This window comes from Paenibacillus oryziterrae (genome assembly GCF_042610485.1).
Classification (GTDB): Bacteria; Bacillota; Bacilli; order Paenibacillales; family Paenibacillaceae; genus Paenibacillus_AQ.
The window spans coordinates 77,611-96,514 of sequence record NZ_JBGJZO010000007.1; the positions used below are offsets into that span (position 1 = coordinate 77,611).

Sequence of the window (18,904 nt, forward strand, 5' to 3'; positions counted from 1 at the left end):
TTCATGCTGACATTGGAACAGGTCATAGGGAAATCGGCAGCGAAACTGAAGAAACTGCATCCTGCCGTATTGGCTGGTGCTCAAGCCTTGATCCGGCAGAGTCATGCTAAGGGGGTACCGATTGCCATCACTCAGGGCATGCGGACCATTGTTGAACAGAATGCCTTGTACGCGCAGGGAAGAAGTAAACCGGGAACAATCATTACGAATGCCCGCGGCGGTGCCAGTTATCATAATTATGGATTGGCAATAGATTTTGCGCTTCTGCTGCCCGGAGGTGAAACTTATTCGTGGGATACGAGCCGGGATGGAGATAAGGATAAATTGAAGGATTGGCAAGAGGTAGTGAAGCTGGCCAAACCTCTTGGATTTGAGTGGGGCGGGGATTGGACATCCTTCAAAGATTTTTCCCATTTACAGATGAGTTTTGGACTGACGACATCACAGCTTAAAGGAGGCGCCCGTCCATCGGCACAGCAGGTGAAGGAAGCATTAAGCCGGATCAACGGAGGTGACGATGAGGTGAATAAGGAAGTTAAGGTTGCCATCACTTTAAACGGTAAAAAGCTTACTGAAGGCATTCTGGATGACGGCACGACCTATGTCCCGGTAAGAGTTCTTGCAGAGGCACTCGGAGCCAAGGTTACGTATGATCCAGGCAGTAAAACAGTGGATATCGAGATTCTGCATAAATGAGTAGCAGGCAGGGGAAATTATCAGCGATAACATCAAAAGGAGGCATAACCACTTGAATAAGCTGATAACAAGCCTTGCTTGCACTACTGTTTTGTCCATGAGTTTAATGGGGGTAGGCTTCGCATCCAATGCATCCGGAACTGCAGGAATGGGCGGAACCACTCAAGGAAGAACAGGAACGATGGATGGATCCGTCACCAATTATGGTACAGGGAACTATTCAAATCGTGACGGCAATTTGCTGAACCGCGCTGAGGATACCGTGAACCGCGGTGTAGGCACCATGGAACGGGGCGTTAACCGGATGACCGGTACTGGAACCACTGGAACCACCGGAACTAATGGCAACGCCAGCATCATGAACGACAAGTACCGCTCATACAACAACGGTGCAACCTCTCCAATCTCTAACGACAGAGTAACGGGCAGATACCGTGCAACCAGCACCACCACAAATGCAACCAACGATAACGACAACAACTCCAACTGGGGCTGGTTAGGTTTGGTTGGGCTGCTGGGTCTTGCTGGCATGAGAAGCAGAAGCAATGCTGGCGATCGCCGTTAATCTGCACAAGACGAGCAACCCGCTAAGGCTTCGGCTAATGCGGGTTTCTTTTTTGATGAGAACGCATCAAATATGTGAAAAAGAAGGATTGCACATTTTAAGAACACGTGATATGATATTACTTGTCGCGTTATTACTTATAACGCCGCAACTTATAACATGCCGGGGTGGCGGAACAGGCAGACGCACAGGACTTAAAATCCTGCGAAGGGTGACCTTCGTACGGGTTCGACCCCCGTCCTCGGCATACCAGAAGAAAGAGCACATCTTAAACGATGTGCTCTTTCTTTGTATCAACCAAAGGGCAAGCCAGAGCGAAGACGAATTAGTCAAGCGAATGATGTGCATTGATTGACCATATGCGATAAGAAACGATATAATTTCTTTAGTGTGCAAAAAAATTTCGCAAAGATTGGAGGGAGCGCAAATTAAGCTAAAAGAAATTGCAAAAAAGGCAAACGTGTCAATTAGTACGGTGTCTAGGATCATCAATAATCAGGGCAATTTTAGTGAAGAAACCCGCAGAAAAGTATTGGAAATTGCCAATGAACATTTGAAACCGGGTGTCGCCCCTCCAAAGTTCGCAGGCATAACCCATAATATCGTTATAGTCGTTCCGGGCAATAATGACTTCTTCGATAATGACCCGTCTACCTCAGCTGACTTGAATCATCTAAAGGACGAATTTGAAGCCCATGGTCATCAGGTTCATATTGCGAAACATGGTGCGGACGCGCATTCCTCTCCGGTATATAAGCTTTTGGATGAGGAAAAGGTGGATGCGGCCATCATATTTGACCCCTTTGTCAATGAGCAATTGTTTGAGGAGTTTGAGAGACTGGGAATCCCGTACTTGCTTACGAATGGTAGAACCTATAAGGCCAATTACAACTATATTGACTACGATAACCGTAAAGGCGCTTATGAGGTGATCCGGTATCTCCATGAATTGGGACATCAGAAAATCGGAATTCTTGCAGGGCCCAAAAATCATCTGGTCAATTTAAACCGGCTGGACGGATGCAAGGACGCTTTTCGTGATTTCAAAATGCCATGGTCTGACGCGAATGTCCTCATGGGTGCATTTGATCCTGCCCATGGATATGAGGCAGTGAAGCAGCTACTCCGTATAGAGCCGAGTATAACGGCAATTTTCACGTTCAACGACATTATTGCCTTTGGAGCCATGAAGGGTTTAGCAGAGATGAACATCCGTATCCCGCAGGATATTTCCTTGATTGGGTTTGATGATTTAAAGCTATCGGAGTTTATGGTTCCACCCTTAACTACCGTCCGGAGATTCAGATATGATATCAGCTCTATTATTGTAAAAGTATTGACGGAATTGATTACCAACAAGAATATTGCAGAGGTTCACATCAGCCTAAAAACAGAGCTAATCGAGCGGGAATCATGCGCAAGACTGGTAAATACGAAGTAGAGACACGTTGCGATCGATCCCTAATAGCCATCCTTTGACTCCAATCAGAGGATGGCTTTTTGGCGTTTCAAACTATAATCGGATTGTTATTAAAGAGGTGTTATCAGAACATTGGGTTGACGACGCGAAGGGAAGTAGAATATACTGAAGGCGCAAATATTTGCGCAAATATTTGTGTAAACATTTTATTCATATGGGAGGGATGATTGTTGAAAGTTGATTTTACCAAGCCATTATTGAAAGCGTTTACCACAATGTTGTCATTTGCCTTGCTGACAGGTGGTTCATTGGCGGTGTCTATGCCTCATGAAGCATCAGCGGCTGTCGGTCCGGTCACCGTGAATCTGACGGAAACGCAGGAGGCCTTTAAGAACCCCTTAAAGGGATTCAGGCCTACACGGTTCATGAATGATGCCGGGTTCTCGAACCAGGAATACGGGACTGTGTTCAAGCACTATATCAAATATACGGATTTGGAGAATGCGGCGTCGGATTCCGTTCAGAAGATCAAGGATTGGAGTAATACAGCCTGGGCAGGGATTGAAAGCCAGAATAAAAAGGTGATTCCTCGTGTGTTCATCGTGTATCCGAACGGAGGAGAGTATTGGCCTGAAGGCGTTCCCCATGGAGATGTGACGACGCAATGGACGTCGGATATATTAAAAAATCGGCTGACAGCTTTCATCCAGAAGCTTGGCCAAGCTTGGGATAATGATCCAAGAGTAGCTTATGTAGAGCTCGGACTTTGGGGCAATTGGGGAGAGCATCATGTATGGCCGGATAAGCTTGCTGACGGGACGGACCGGATGCCGCTCAGCTTCCAGACAGCGTTAGGGAACGCAGCGGCGCAAGCTTTTCAAAACAAGAAGGTTCAAGTCCGGTATCCCGATACATTCCAGAATTACAAATTTGGATTCCTGTGGGATTCCTTTGCATTAATTGATGATCTGGCCGGAGGAGAAGGCATAGTTGCAAGAAATTCATGGAGAACACAAGTCAACGGCGGCGAAGTAGCGTATGACTGGGGACAGAAGGCGATCCAGCCCGGTGATTCGCCGGACGACACCTTAAGCGATCCGAACCATCGGAACTACGTCATCGATTGGATTAAAAAGACGCATACAACCAGCCTCGGTTGGATTGATCTGTACGATGCCGGGAATTCTACCGTTTCGCAGGGTGCCGCGCTCATGCAAAAGGAATTCGGATACCGGTTCGTCATCAATCAGGCGACTTTCTCCGGCAGTGTACAGCCCGGCGGGTCTATGAACGTAGCCTTTCAAGTCGTGAACAAAGGGTCGGCGCCATTCTATTATAATTGGCCTGTGGAAGCCAGCTTGCTGAGAAGCGACCGTACCGTGGCCTGGAAGGGTATTTTTAGCGGTGTAGACATTCGCAATTGGATGCCGGGTGACGATTGGAACAGCCAGACACGCCAATACAATCAAGCGCCGGCTGTTCAACAAGTTTCCGGCACATTCACTGTTCCCTCCAATTTGACAGCGGGAACCTACACTTTGGCACTTTCCATTCTTGATCCATACGGTTATAAGCCAAGCGCCAGATTTGCCAACACCAACTATTATGCCGGTGGCAGAACACCCCTCGGCAAAGTGGGGATCGGTATGGACCCTGCCAATCAGACTATCTCGCCTTTCGACAGTCTGAAGCCGGACAATACGCTGTCCTACAGTCTGACCCAAACGCCGTATGACGGCGGGTACAGCGGCGGAGGAAGCGCGGATACCCAGGCGCCGAGCGTTCCGGGGAATCTGGCTGTAAGCGGAAAGACTTCGAGCAGCGTCAGTCTGACATGGTTGGCTTCTACCGACAACGTGGGTGTGACCGGTTATGATATTTACCGCGGCAGCACTCTGGCAGGCTCAGTGGCCGCCACTTCCTTTACGGATACGGGATTAAGTGCGAATACGAGCTACAGCTACACGGTCAAAGCGAAGGATGCATCCGGGAATGTATCGGCCTCTAGCAGCTCCGTTAGTGCGACCACCAACGCTTCCGGAGGCGGTACTTTGACGTCATACGAAGCGGAGGCAACAAACAACACGCTGACCGGAGCAGCCGCAGTTTCCGCAAGTGCTTCATCTTCGGGCGGTGCGAAGGTAGGGTATGTAGGGAACAATGACGGCACCTTGCAATTCAACGGAATCAATGTATCTGCAGCGGGAACTTATTCAATGACAATATCCTACCTCAGCGGTGAAGCTCGCTCCGCACAGGTGCGTGTCAACGGAGGATCGCCTTCCACGATCAGTCTGCCAAGTACAGGAGGCTGGACAACGGTAGGCACCGTACAGACTCAGGTCCAGCTGAATGCGGGCAATAACACGATCCATTTCTCGAATCCGACGGGATGGGCGCCGGATTTCGACCGTATCCAGATTAGCGGAGGTAGTGCCGGGGATACGCAAGCGCCGACTGCTCCAGCGAATTTGAGCGTATCCGGCAAAACATCAAGCAGCATAAGCCTGACATGGAGCGCTGCAAGTGACAATGTCGGTGTTACGCAGTATGTGGTCTACAGAAACGGGAATGAAGCGGGCACGACTGCTGCGACCAGCTTTACGGATAGCGGCTTAAGCGCAAGCACGGCCTACACGTATACCGTCAAGGCAAGGGATGCGGCGGGCAACCTGTCGGCAGCCAGCGCAGCGGCTAGTGCAACGACCAATGCCGGAAGCGGAACTAGCAGCCTGCTTCTGGATAACTTCGACAACTCGCCGGCCTGGCCGGGAACGAACGATCTGGGGCTTTGGGCAGGCGCCAACAGTTTTGTAAACAATGCAGGTGTCATTGAGTCCGGCGCTATTAAACTTCAGTACAACAACAACGGATGGTTTGGCTCTATGGTTAGCCAGAACATCGGGAGTTACTCGAAGCTGGTGATTCGTCTCAAAGGCGCAAGCGGAGGCGAACAGAATCATATCCAGCTTACGATCGGCGGAGTGACTCAAACACTCGCGGCCTTCAGCGGAGATACGATAACAACCGGCTACAAGGATATTGCCATTGATCTTGTGGCAAAAGGGGTGAACCGCACCAGCCCCGGACAGCTGGAAATGTCATTCTGGCATGGAGGCAACAGTTCCGTCTGGATCGATGAGATTCGTTTCGAATAATCCAGTTTTATAACGTCGGGCATCGACTCTCTGTTATAGAGGGTCGATGCCCGGCTTTTTGGGTTTATGGAAGCAGGAGTGGTTCGACACGCCCATTCTAGCAAGGGTGTTCTTGTTTTTCGGAGACTCATGCGGAGCGTCCGCTAAAGCATAACAAAAAAAGAAGCTGCCCCAAAGCCTCATGGCTAGGGACAGCTTCTCCATATATCTGGATGTTTAATGATGTGTTGCCGCAAAGGATTCCCGGAAAAGTTTCATATCCACAACGGCACCTTCTTTAAGTCTGGATTCCTCGGCGGCGAAAGCCATGAGGTGACTTTCCAGAGAGGCTTCTGCTGAAGTCAGGGTATCCGCAAATCGTTCATTTCGGAGGTCGGACAGGAATTGCCGCATGATCCCATCGTCGCCTCCTTGATGCCCGCCATTACCATCGGGGGTATGGAAGATGGTCTGTGCGCCTGAAGAAAATTCGAACAGGTCGATAGTGCCACTTAGCAAATCACCGCGAATCTCCCCTTGGGTCCCCATGATCTGGACGGTACGATTGATGTCGCGCGTGAACCCGCACATGCTGAACATAACGGTAACCCCATTTACAAATTCCATATTTACCGTTTGATGGTCCACAACATTATTATCCGTCCGGTAGACACATTTGCCGTAGGGGCCATCGGTTATAGCTTTCATTCGATTTTTTTCCGTAGGAGGATCTGTTATGAGTGCGGCAAAGTGATTTAATTCAGGGTCCTGCATATAGAAGCGCAAAGCTGAATAGGGACAAGTATGTTCCACCTCACATCCGTCCGTACACCGGGCGGTTGAACCAGCAGGTGCATTATCTAGGCGAAAGTGGCTTAAAGAACCAAAGGAACTAACCTTACTGCAATCTGCATCGACCATCCAGCGGATGAGGTCCATGTCGTGACAGGATTTGGCCAATATCATGGGACTTGAAAGCACATCATTCCGCCAATTACCTCTGACAAAGCTGTGCGCATAATGGAGGTAACCAACGTTTTCGTTATGCTGAATGGACATAACCTTTCCGATCCAACCATCGTTAAGGAGCTGCTTCATTTTTTGCCAAAAAGGGGCGTATCTCGAGACATGACAGATGGAGAGTAGGCGCCCTTCTTCGCGTGCGACTTTTTCCATTTCAATGCATTCCATCGGGTTGTTGGACATTGGTTTCTCAAGGAGTACATGATACCCCTTCTTAAGAGCGGCAATCGTAGGCTCATAATGCATCTGATCTTGTGTACAGATGAGAAGTGCATCACATAGCTTAGGCCCATTCAGTAGATCTTCCCATGTTGTGTAGATTTGCCCCGGGGACAGGTTCAATGCTTCCGCAAATCTCGTTCTTCTCTCTTCATTCGGTTCGGCAACCGCCACCACCTCTGCCTCATGCGGGAACTTCTGAACATAAGGCATATAGGATAAGAAACCTCTCGCGCCTGCTCCTATTACAGCTAACTTAATTGTTTTCATACAATGATCTCCTTGAGGTATGGATTCAGATTTTTCTATACCATGGCAACCGGGAAAGAGGCGTTTGAACTTCGACCTGGAGGGGTCCTTCGACAACACTTCCGTCATCCCCCAACCATCGGCCTGCTGGAAACTGTATCGTTCGCGTCACTTGTCCCTTATTCAGGACAGGGGCTACCAGAATGGATTCACCAACCATGAATTGATCCTGAACCGCATGATAGCCTTGGCGAGGGTACACGAATTCCAGACTGCGCAGGATTGGGAGTCCATTCTCCGCAGCTTGGCTGGCGAGATCAGAGAGCAGAGGGCCTAACTCACGCCGTATCTGCACAGCGTCCATACACCAGGACAATTCATCCCCATTCAGAACCCGCCATGGCGCCATGGAGAATTGCATCACGGGAAATAAAGCCGAGCATTGAACATAGCGGACAAACAGTTCAGAATCAAAGCGGAAATCCGGTGAATTAATGTCGCCATCCATCCCTCCGCCAACCATATCCGGACAGTTAAAGGCATACCCCATTAGGCCCTGAGCGATAGCGTTCGGGATCAGTCCTCCCAGTCCAGTCGCAGCATCCCAGGAGTGCGTTTTATCGCGCTGCCGCTGGATGAGACCCTGTCCCCCGAGTTTCCAGCACATGCGGAGTTCGCTTAAACCGTATCCGATTCCGAGCCGGGCATAGGATTCACAATCTTCCATAGGACGGACAGGACGTGACCATGCAACTTCTTGTGTAATGTCATTCATCAGCTCCGGCAAAAGCGGTTCTCCGGCATCAAGCTTAAATCCGTCAACCCCGTAATCTTCAATCAGCCGGTCTAATTGTTGCTTGAACCATTCCGATCCTTCCGTGCTTGTATAGTCAACAACCGCACTATACCCGTTCCACCATCTTCTTAGGACAGGAGTTCCATCAGCGTGCTTCATTAAGATCCCGTGGTCACGTAATTTCCGGAAAGTGATGCTGTCGGGACTTACATACGGGCATACCCAAAGCATAATTTTAAATCCTAGTTCGTGTAAGGAATGTATCATTCCGGCGGGATCAGGGAATCTATGCTTATCAAAATCCCAGGTTCCATAGTCCTGCATCCAATTATCGTCAATGATTAACACACCCGGGGGCATCCCATTCGCAAGAATGGATCTCGCGTAATTGAGGAGCTTCTCCTGTGTCGGTTCGTAAAACATTTCAACCCAAGTACAGTATTGCGGTGCCGTAAAAGCTAGTTTATCGGGCATAACGCCAGAGGGAGGGAAATGGGTGTTACACGCATGCCGGTAAGCACCTTGAAGGGTTTCGTATCCTTCTTCAATCTTTATGATCTGTTTGTGATCGATGGTAAGGTCACTCTCATTAAATGAAAAGGTGAACGGCTCTTCACTCCAAATATACCTTCCCAGATTAGAAAGTAATAAGGGGGAGGCTTGATTATCATCCGTCAAACGTAAATCGCGAGTATGTGGATGATCGCCAAACGGCATTAAATGCCCCTCGTTTATAACACCACCCCACCAGAACTCCTCAGGTTTTTTGTGCAATACAGTGATCGTCATCGCAGACACTCCTAATCCAAATAATGAAATAATTTGCGCAATTATTTACTAATATTATGGGGTAATCCATACCCCAATGCAAACCTTTTTTATCTTAATAATTAGGCATGTGATCTTTAAAATGAGGCATTTAAAGGGATTATAGAATTGGATTACAATGAAAATGTAAAGAGGCAAGGTGTTTCGTAATCAACATTTACGCAAATATTTTGCCTAAACAATTCATTAGGGGGATGTCAAATGAAGAATAGAAACAAATTTTCATTCTTGTTTGTAGTTGTTCTCATGGTTTTTGCTCTTGTGTCATCTGCATGCAGCAACAACTCTAACAACGCAAACAACGCAGCAGACAAGAGTCCGGACAGCAATGCCGGAGCAGCAACTGAGAAGCCCCAAAAGGACGTAACGCTTACTTATTCCATATGGGATAAAATTCAGCAGCCGGCGATGGAAGCTATTGCGAAGGAGTTCACGGCAGAGAATCCGCATATCAAGGTTAAGGTCGAAGTTATTCCATGGGGTGATTATTGGACTAAGATGTCCGCTGCTGCCCCGGCAGGAACGCTGCCTGATGTATTCTGGATGCACGGAGGTCAATTTGTTAAATACGCAACAGGTAAATTTATTGAACCGATCACAAGCAAAGTACAGGCTGGAGAGATCGATCTGAATAATTATGCCGCAGACCTCGCTTCTATATATACGCTGAACGGAGAGAACTACGGTATACCTAAGGATTTCGATACGATCGGTTTGGCGTACAATAAGGAGCTGTTCGATCAAGCCGGTATACCGTATCCGGATGATACTTGGGATTATGCCAAGCTTGCTGAGGTTGCCAAACAATTGAGCCAGCCTGACAAAGGCATTTATGGCTTCGGGGCGAAGATGGATACGCAAACCGGATATTGGAATGATATTTTGGCTAATGGCGGATCTATCCTGTCCGCTGATATGAGTAAATCGGGATATGATGATCCGGCTTCGATTGAAGCGCTGAAAGCCCGTTATCAAATGACTCTTGATGGCGCTTCTCCGACGCATCAACAAATGACAGATACCGAAGCCACCGAGATGTTCAAGTCCGGAAGATTAGCGATGATCTTCGATGGCTCTTGGCGGATTAGCGATATTGACAGCAGCGAAATTATTAAGGGGAAATGGGATTGGGCCATGCTGCCGAAGGGCAAGGTGAAAAGAGCCAATATCATCAATGGACTCGGCAACGTCATGTCTGCAAGCGGTAAGAACAAAGATGAGGCTTGGCTATTCCTGAAGTTCCTTGGATCTAAGAGAGCGGCGGAAATTACAGCAGAAATGGGTGCGGCAATACCGGCATTTAACGGAACCCAGGATGCTTGGTTGTCTTCGAGAACGTATTTGAATCTTCATATCTTCACGGATCAAGTAAAGGATGCGATTCCGTATCCTAGCGGTTCGCTCGCATATCCGGTGTGGTTCGCGAAAGAGCCTGAGATTATGTCGCAAGCGTGGGGCGGAGCGATCTCCGTTGAGGAAGCAGCGAAGAAGGTTGCTGAGATGATGAATCAAGCCATAGCAGAAACGAAATAAATCTATTGTACAGATTGTAGTAATTCAGGGAACGTTCCTGACGATCAGGAACGTTCCCAATATGTAAGGAGTGATCTCTTTGAATTCCAGGAGCAGATATGTGTGGGCCTATTTCATGATCGCGCCGACTCTCCTAGGCACATTGATTTTCTGGGGTTGGCCGGTTCTCCAATCGATTTTACTAGGGTTCCAGCAATCGGAGAATTTCGGGCTTGTCAATCATTGGGTTGGATTTGATAACTATGTGAAGTTATTCAATGACGAAGAGTTCTGGCAGAATCTGCGCAACACCCTTTATTATGTGGTACTGTTTGTGCCGATTACACTTGCCCTTTCTACTTTTTTTGCTGTGCTGCTGAATTCGAAGATCAAGGGGCTATCCGTGTACCGTGTTATCTTTTTCTTGCCTCAGGTCACGATGCCTGCAGCGGCAGCGATGGTGTGGGTCGTATTGTTCGCTCAAGACTTCGGACTTATCAACAATATCCTGGGAACCCGCATAGCGTGGTTGTCGAATCCCCATTATGCCATGTTCGTGCTCGTGATCGTGGGCGTGTGGGGGGCCATCGGCTTAAATATGCTGCTGATCCTCGCAGGTCTGCAAGGGATACCTAAATCACTTTATGAAGCTGCAGATATTGACGGTGCCAAGAGATTTGGCAAGTTTCGATATATTACCATTCCGATGCTGACGCCGACACTTTTCTTCACGAGTATCATCCTTTTGATTGGAGCCACGCAAATATTCGACTCCATCTATCTGATCATCGGGAAGACCAATGTGGCGCTGCCATCAGTTCGCTCACTCGTTTATGCCTATTACCAGAATACCTTCGTATATTTCAATCCGAATTATGGTGCAGCCATTATCAATGTATTATTGCTGATTAACATCATACTGACAGGAATCCAGTTTGCTCTGCAAAAAAAATGGGTCGTCTACGACTGAGAAGGGAGGATGACAGAAGTGCACATCGCATCGGCGAGGAAAATCAACTCGATTGTTCATATCATTCTAATTATCAGCGCAATAGCTATGCTCATTCCATTTATATGGATGGTGCTGACTTCGCTGAAGACAACGACGGAAGCCACGCAAATTCCAATCCGTTATTTTCCGGAGGCTCCGAGCTTAAGAGGATTTACGGAAGCGATCAAGCAATCGGCCTTCTCACATTACTACATAAATACCATTTTCACAGCGTTCATGAAAACAGTGTTTCCAGTGATATTTAGCTCGATGGCAGCCTATGCCTTTGCGCGGATCCGTTTTCCGGGAAGTACCCTTCTTTTTGCATTGATTATCTCGGTCATGATGGTACCTAATCCTGTATTTTATACGCCGCAATATATGATGATGAGTGACTTGGGATTGGTGAATACAGTTACAGCGCTTTGGATTACCTCGCTCATCAGTCCTTTCGCAACTTTTCTTTTAAGACAATTCTTCCTGACCATATCTAAAGAATTGGAGGAAGCGGCTGTACTGGATGGCTGCAATCCATTTCAAATTTATTGGCATATCATGCTTCCTTTGGTCAAGTCGGCTTTAGTCGCTATTGTAATTATTCAATTACAGTGGTCGTGGAATGAACTGCAATGGCCGCTCATTATTAACAGCTCACCTGAGAAGATGACCTTGTCATCAGGTATTGCGACGCTAGTCTCCATGTTCGGAACGGATTACCCTGTGTTAATGGCAGGTGCCTTCATGGCGGTAGTTCCAATGATCGTCCTCTTTTTTATCTTTCAAAAGCAGTTTATCGAAGGTATAGCATTCAGTGCGCATAAAGGGTAAATCAGATATTTCCATTGTTTCTTCTAAGCTTCACCGGTTATGAAATCAACTCTTCTCAGGTATCCGGACTTATGTAAGTCCGGATAGGCCTGTTGCTGACCTGTCGTTATGATATCGTTCTCACCGATTGATAACAGCGTTAATGAGGAGGCATTCGATGAATCCATTATCCGTGTACAGCTTTAGGAAGGCATCATTCAAAGTGATGCTTATTGTAATCATGTTACTGAGTACGTTCTTGGGGAGTGTTGCAGGCAGAGTGCATGCAGACCCGGAATCTTCGCGCGTGCCCGCTAATCCGTATTTGAGCCCGGCAGTGGATAGTACATTAACCAAGCATGATTTAACCTATGCACCAAGTCCGCTCGACAATCCGCTTAAAGGGTTTGCGCCATTCTATCCCTGGGAGACGGAGACTTCATTCCCCCACAGCTTGGAGTGGGTATATGTCCCGCTGAAAGCGGTGATGAATGGCTCTGATACCTATACTTTTGATGCTGGATTAGAGCCGGCATTGGATGCAATTGCGGCAAGAGGGAATCAGGCGGCGCTTCGAGTATATCTGGAATATCCGGGTAAAGAGGATGCAATACCTGATTTTATTCATCAAAGCGGTGTTGCCATGCGTCATAACGAGACATTTAACCAGGATGAGCCTGACTATGATGATCCGTTAATGGTAACGTATTTGACGAACTTTATTAAAGCTTTCGGTGCCAAATATGATGGAGATCCGCGCATCGGATTTATTCATATGGGCCTCGTTGGATTATGGGGGGAATGGCATACTTACCCTTATGATGAGGATACTGCAGACGGTTTGCCGAACTACATGCCTAATGCTGAAACCATCGGAGATATTTTTACCGCATATGATACCGCTTTTAATCAAACCAAGCTTGAGGTCCGGTATCCCGGCCTGCCAGGCGTTTCGGGATTTAATATTGGATACCATGATGACTCCTTTGGGTACAAGGAAGGCGACCCGCTCCAGAGTGTAACACAACCAGAGAGTATGGGCGGAGCCTATTACTCGTTCCTGACCAAAATGCTGGAAGCGGGTTCAGAGAATAAATGGATAACGCAATCTGTAGGCGGAGAAGTGCGTCCGGAAATTCAGAGCAGCTTCTTCAGCGGTGGTGCTAATGTTGACAGTGCGATGGATGATATTGAACTGACTCATGCCACGTGGATGATTAATCAAGGCGGGATCAGCAACTATGATGCTAACGATGAAACCGTTGCTGCTGGCGTGAGAAAGATGGGCTACGACTTAAATGTGAAGAGTGCTTATTATAATGATGTTGCTCAAGGTGACCCGCTAAAGGTCGGAGTAACCATTCAGAATAATGGTGTTGCTCCCTTCGCATACCCTTGGAAGGTTGAACTGGGAGTTAAGAATTTATCAGGGAAGCTTATTAAAGAGTGGGATACGGCGTGGGATATGACAAAGGTTATGCCATTACAGATCAGGACGTATCCTGAGTGGAATCTCTCCGGAGCTCCACAGTACGTCCCATTTGGCGAACCCTATTATTTTGATACCTCCATTGCTGCTCCGGGCTTGAATGATGGTTATTATTATTTGGTTATGAAGGTCGTTAATCCGTTAGAGGCCATGAGCAATAAAGCGAAAAAGGTAAGATTTGCGAATACGGACCAAGACAGCGAAGGCTGGCTCAATTTAGGGCCCGTGCTGGTAGGGGAGAGTAATTCTACACCACCACCAACTTCACCGCCGCTGCCGCCCAAACGTCTGCTTGTGGATAATTATGATGGTACGCCAGCATGGTCTGGAAGCACTCAAAATGATCTGAATCAATGGACCGGTTCAAGCGGATTTGCAAACGGAGCCGGCGCTGGGGTTACTCAGGACGGCGCACTAGTTCTGCAATATAAGAATATGTCGCGCCTGGAAACAAACGTTGGCCGAAATCTATCAGATACCGGGAAGCTGGTCATTCGGGTCAAAGGAGCCGCTGGCGGAGAAGAGAATCAGATTAGTGTCAGTATTGGCGGCGTAACGAAAACAATCGCTCAGTTCAGTGGTGATACGATAACAACCAGCTACAAAGACTTGGTTATAGATCTGCCTACTAAAGGGGTGGATTTGTCGCAAACGATCTGGAGTGTGGCGATCTCACAAGCTGTCTGGGATACTACGGGCACTATCTATATTGATGAAATTTATTTTACCGACAAGGTTGAATCAGATAGTGATCCCGGCACCGGACCTGGAACTGACCCTGGTTCTGGTTCAGAAATACCGGGGCTCATTGAGGATTTCGAATCCTATGCCAATGATACTGCTCTAGGGCAAGCGTGGACTGAAGCGTGGTCTGATAAGCCCGGATCTGTTACAAGAGCACTGGGCCAATCGAGCGGAAGCAAAGGCCTCAAGCTTTCGGTTGCAACAGCCGATTCGGAGTGGTCGAACATCATCCATTCCATCCCCTCGGCTGCAAAAGATTGGTCACGTTTCGACGGTTTAAGCTTCTGGGTGGACAATACAACAACTGACAATAAGGATTTCAGCCTAAATGTTGCGCTGCAGACGCCTGTTGCCAAAGGCGAGTTCAGTTTAAAAGAAGGAGGGTTAGCACTAACGATTGCTCCTGACGGCAGCTGGCATCCTGCGGCATTCAATGGAAGCTCACTGAATGTTCCTGCTGGATTTAAAGGTGTTGTAAGAATCCCTTGGGATCAATTTGTTCAATCCGCATGGCAGTTTGACGGTGCTCAGCCTGACAGCCCTGCCGCGCTGGATCCAAGCGAAGTAACCGGGCTTCAGTTCGGATACCCGCCCAAAGGGTATATCCATAACGTCATCACGATTGATGACATCATGCTCTATCGCGCAGATAAAATACTCGATGATTTCGAATCCTATACAGATGATGCCGCTTTGCAGAACATCTGGAGAATCGATTGGGAATCCGGAGAACCCTCTGCACGCCGCACGATTGACAATGTGAACTATTCAAATGGCAGTCAAGCGATGAAGTTCTCAGTTTCTCCTCCTGCGGGCAAATCTGCGTCTGACTGGGTCAATATTAAACGTGCAGCGTTTACAGGAACAGATTCGGATTGGTCGGCATTTGACGGACTCACCTTCTGGGTCAATCATACATCTCCAAGCAATAAAAATATGGATCTGAATATAGCGCTTGTTACCGATGCGCCAAAAGGCGAGTTCTCATTAAAACAGGGGGGCGTTGTGAAGTTCTACAATGCAGTTGACGGTTGGAAGACTACCAATCTCGGAGGAGGTTCCCTTTCGATTGCTCCGGGCTACAAAGGAATGGTCCGGATTCCCTGGAGCGCATTTGCCCAATCTGCTTGGCAAGGCTGCGGCGCTTGCGATGCTGCATTCGATAAGAGCAAAGTCCTTCAAATTCAATTCGGCTTTGGCCCTAAAAATCAGACTGACAATGTTCTTAGCATAGACCAGGTTGGAGTGTATGCGTTAGCGGGCAGAACAAGCGGAGGTGGAGCCGGCACGACGACACCTCCTGTTGACCATCCGAGTCCGCCGGCTTGGGCTACAGCGGCTGGAACACATGCTTTGGAGTATCAACAAGCACCGGTGGATAATCCGTTAAAGGGCTTCCTTCCTTTCTATGATGCCTCTGAAGAAGCTTACTTCAAAGCCGGCGACGATTGGCGAGACCGTCCAACCCAGTTGCCATACAGCTTGGAATTCTTCTACTTGCCGCTAAATAAGCTGATGAACAATATGGATGACTTTAATTGGTCTGAACTGGATAAACGGCTTGCTGCAGTAGCAGCAAGAGGTAACCAGGCCGTGTTCAGGGTGTATCTGGATTATCCGAACAAACCTTCAGGAATACCGCAATTCCTGCTGGATGAAGGGCTGACGACTTACAATTATACGGAATACGACAATGGCAAGGATGCCACGAGTGTAGCGCCTGACTATAATGATGAGCGTTTATTGGATGCTTTGGATAATTTCATCAGCGCGCTTGGAACTCGTTATGACGGCGACCCTCGCGTCGGCTCCATCATGATCGGATTAATCGGGTTCTGGGGAGAATGGCATACGTATCCCTATGACGGAAATCTGAAATCGCCGAATCTGATGCCAACCGATGCTAACCTGAAGCGGGTACTTACCTCAATGGACAATGCCTTTAACCAAACGCAGCTTGTATTGAGATATCCAATGGATAACAGTACGCTCAAAACCAAAAACTTCGATGTCGGCTATCATGATGATTCATTTGCGTTCCAGACGCTCCCCCCAAGCCTCGGAGGTCAAGGCTGGCATTTCTGGGGTAGAGTCAATGACGCAGGAGTCACTGAATTCTGGAAAAATAATAGTATGGGCGGAGAGATGAGACCGGAAATTCAAGTGAAGATGTGGAACAATGACCCGCCTAAATACAATGAACCATCGGCGCCGATCGAGGGGGCGCAAGGAGAAGATTACTACACAAGTCTGGAATTAACCCATGCCTCCTGGCTGATTGCTCAGGGAATCTTCCAAACTCCACTGGATGCTGCGCCTTTGGCAAGAGCTACCGAGGGGTCACGCCGGATGGGTTATGAATATTATGTCCCCACCGCCTACCTGGACGCAGCGGACGGTAACCTGAAAGTAGGAGTAGAGCTTGAGAACAAAGGCGTAGCGCCTTTCTACGATAGCTGGAAGGTAGAACTTGCTGCCAAATCAGGAAATGACATGATTAAGATATGGAATCCGGAGTGGGATCTGAAAGACATTCTCCCGAATACGAATGGATTTGATCACAATAAGCTGTTTGAATCTCTAAATAATCCGGAATTAAGTAATGGAAGCTATCAAATATTGATGCGTTATGTCAATCCGCTAGAACAAATTAATGCAGACGCCAAGAAGTTCAGCTTCGCAAATACCGGGCAGAATGGTAGCGGCTGGCTGAATCTGGGTAGCGTGGACGTGTCGAACAGTGCTGCCGAGGCCGCGGTAAGGGTTACGGGTTTAACCGCAAATACGCCCGGACAGGTACAGCTCGCTCCAGGCGCAAGCAAACAGCTTGACGTCACGGTAGCTCCGGCAGATGCCGGCAATAAAAGAGTGGTATGGTCATCTGCAGACCATAAAGTTGCCTATGTTTCTGCCACAGGGTTGGTCACGGCAGTAGGTGCAGGCCAAACCGTTATTACTGCTAAATCTTCTGACGGCAATCTGGAAAAGCAATTTAATGTGACGGTTACATCCAGTTCGAACCCGCCTTCTCCTTCAGGGGGGACATCCACACAACCCGCAACCCCAGCGCTTGATAGCACGGATAACGGAATCAAGCTGGGACAAGATGCGGTGACAAATGTTCAAACTACCAATGAGAATGGTGTAATCGAAACGGCAGCAACTATTGATCCGAAGAAGCTGCAAGATGCTTTCCATGCCCTTCAAACCAATCCAAATGCCCTTAATTCAAATTCGGTTACGATCGAATTGAACAACAACGGCGGTAGCGTAAAGGTCGATATTCCATCCTCTGCTTTTGCAGATGTAGTAAATGGGCTGCCGGAAGCCTCAGTAATTGTGCAGACGGATTTCGGAAGCTACAAGGTTCCTGTCAAAACTTTAGGACTGGCCACGTTAGCGGAACAACTTGGCGTGAGTCCTGAAAATATGACCATAAGTATAAGTGTTGACAGAGTTGCAGGGAGTATGGCAAATCAATTATCTGAACAGGCAAGCCAAGAGGGATTGACAATGCTTACACCTGCATTGGATTACACAATCTCGGCGGGTGCTAACGGACGGTCGATTGAGCTGACGAACTTCGGAAGCACCTATCTCGAAAGAACGGTACTTCTGCCGGGAACCGTTGATCCGGCGAATACTACTGCACTCGTATTTGACCCGAACACAAAGACATTTAGTTTTGTGCCGGCAATACTTGTACGTCATGGTGAAAATACAGAAGCTGTAATCAAGCGGAACGGGAACAGTATTTATACTGTAGTTTCGGGCACGAAGACGTTCTCTGATCTTCAAGGCCATTGGGCCAAACCAGAAGTCGAGCTGCTCGCCTCCAAGCGGATTATTAACGGGGTTTCGCTTAACAGCTTCTCACCAGACCAACCGGTAACCCGCGCAGAGTTCGCGGCGATACTCGTTCGTTCCCTTGGGTTGAGTTCACTGGGTAAAGATGCAGCTTTTAGTGACGTTGCCAAAGGTGACTGGTTCGCAGATGTCATTGCAACCTCGGCTCGTGCGGGACTCGTTACAGGCTACAGTGATGGTTCATTTAAACCAAATGAAGTGATCACCCGCGAGCAAATGGCTGTGATGCTATCCAGAGCTCTGGATTATGTGAACCCATCTGACCAGGTTAAGGATGCAAATGAACAAATCCTCGGGAAATATACGGATAACGGTTCCATTGCTTCTTGGGCCAAACACTCAGTAGCTGAACTACTCGCCGCTCAAATCATCCAGGGCAAATCAGCAACGACAATCGATCCCTTAGCCCATGCGAGCCGGGCAGAAGCTGCTGTAATGCTCAAACGGCTATTGCAGTATGTAGAATTTATTAACTAGGTAGTTGCCACTTTGCGGATCAAAATATGTACCGGCTTAAGAAAAAAGAAACTGACAGGCAAAAAGCAACGAAAGGGAATTTTT

Annotated in this window: 10 protein-coding genes and 1 tRNA gene; 9 read left to right on the plus strand and 2 right to left on the minus strand. The window is 48.0% G+C overall.

Annotation, left to right across the window (positions count from 1 at the left end; translation table 11 throughout):
- Positions 1-3 precede the first annotated feature (3 nt).
- From ACAN55_RS10255 to ACAN55_RS10275, 5 genes are all read left to right on the plus strand, one after another.
- Entirely contained in the window at positions 4-696 is a 693-nt protein-coding gene (locus tag ACAN55_RS10255; protein WP_379131655.1) for a M15 family metallopeptidase, read from the plus strand.
- Positions 697-748: 52 nt separating this feature from the next.
- Positions 749-1,261, plus strand: a complete 513-nt coding sequence (locus ACAN55_RS10260) for a WGxxGxxG family protein (protein WP_379131658.1) — start codon at positions 749-751, stop codon at positions 1,259-1,261.
- A 161-nt stretch (positions 1,262-1,422) separates the two neighbouring features.
- A tRNA-Leu gene (locus ACAN55_RS10265) sits at positions 1,423-1,508 on the plus strand.
- A gap of 141 nt (positions 1,509-1,649) precedes the next feature.
- Entirely contained in the window at positions 1,650-2,702 is a 1,053-nt protein-coding gene (locus tag ACAN55_RS10270; protein WP_379131661.1) for a LacI family DNA-binding transcriptional regulator, read from the plus strand.
- Positions 2,703-2,911: 209 nt separating this feature from the next.
- Positions 2,912-5,839 carry a fibronectin type III domain-containing protein gene (locus tag ACAN55_RS10275; RefSeq protein WP_379131664.1) on the plus strand — a complete coding sequence of 976 codons (2,928 nt, stop codon included), beginning with the start codon at positions 2,912-2,914 and terminating at the stop codon, positions 5,837-5,839.
- Between the two features lie 216 nt (positions 5,840-6,055).
- On the opposite strand, the gene ACAN55_RS10280 is transcribed toward ACAN55_RS10275, so the two are convergent.
- The gene (locus ACAN55_RS10280) at positions 6,056-7,330 is read right to left on the minus strand and encodes a Gfo/Idh/MocA family protein (protein WP_379131667.1); all 1,275 of its coding nucleotides are present in this window, start codon (positions 7,328-7,330) and stop codon (positions 6,056-6,058) included.
- A 25-nt stretch (positions 7,331-7,355) separates the two neighbouring features.
- Entirely contained in the window at positions 7,356-8,894 is a 1,539-nt protein-coding gene (locus ACAN55_RS10285) for a glycoside hydrolase family 31 protein (protein WP_379131669.1), read from the minus strand.
- Positions 8,895-9,134: 240 nt separating this feature from the next.
- Between ACAN55_RS10285 and ACAN55_RS10290 the strand changes: the two genes are divergently transcribed.
- The 4 genes from ACAN55_RS10290 to ACAN55_RS10305 all read left to right on the plus strand — a co-directional run bounded on the left by ACAN55_RS10290 (position 9,135) and on the right by ACAN55_RS10305 (position 18,820).
- On the plus strand, positions 9,135-10,466 hold the full coding sequence (locus ACAN55_RS10290; protein ID WP_379131672.1) for an ABC transporter substrate-binding protein: 1,332 nt from the start codon (positions 9,135-9,137) through the stop codon (positions 10,464-10,466).
- Between the two features lie 70 nt (positions 10,467-10,536).
- On the plus strand, positions 10,537-11,415 hold the full coding sequence (locus ACAN55_RS10295; RefSeq protein ID WP_379131674.1) for a carbohydrate ABC transporter permease: 879 nt from the start codon (positions 10,537-10,539) through the stop codon (positions 11,413-11,415).
- 9 nt (positions 11,416-11,424) lie between these two features.
- A complete protein-coding gene (locus tag ACAN55_RS10300) occupies positions 11,425-12,264 on the plus strand; it encodes a carbohydrate ABC transporter permease (protein ID WP_379131677.1) in 840 nt (279 codons plus the stop codon).
- A gap of 157 nt (positions 12,265-12,421) precedes the next feature.
- On the plus strand, positions 12,422-18,820 hold the full coding sequence (locus ACAN55_RS10305) for an S-layer homology domain-containing protein (RefSeq protein WP_379131680.1): 6,399 nt from the start codon (positions 12,422-12,424) through the stop codon (positions 18,818-18,820).
- The last annotated feature ends 84 nt before the right edge of the window (positions 18,821-18,904 follow it).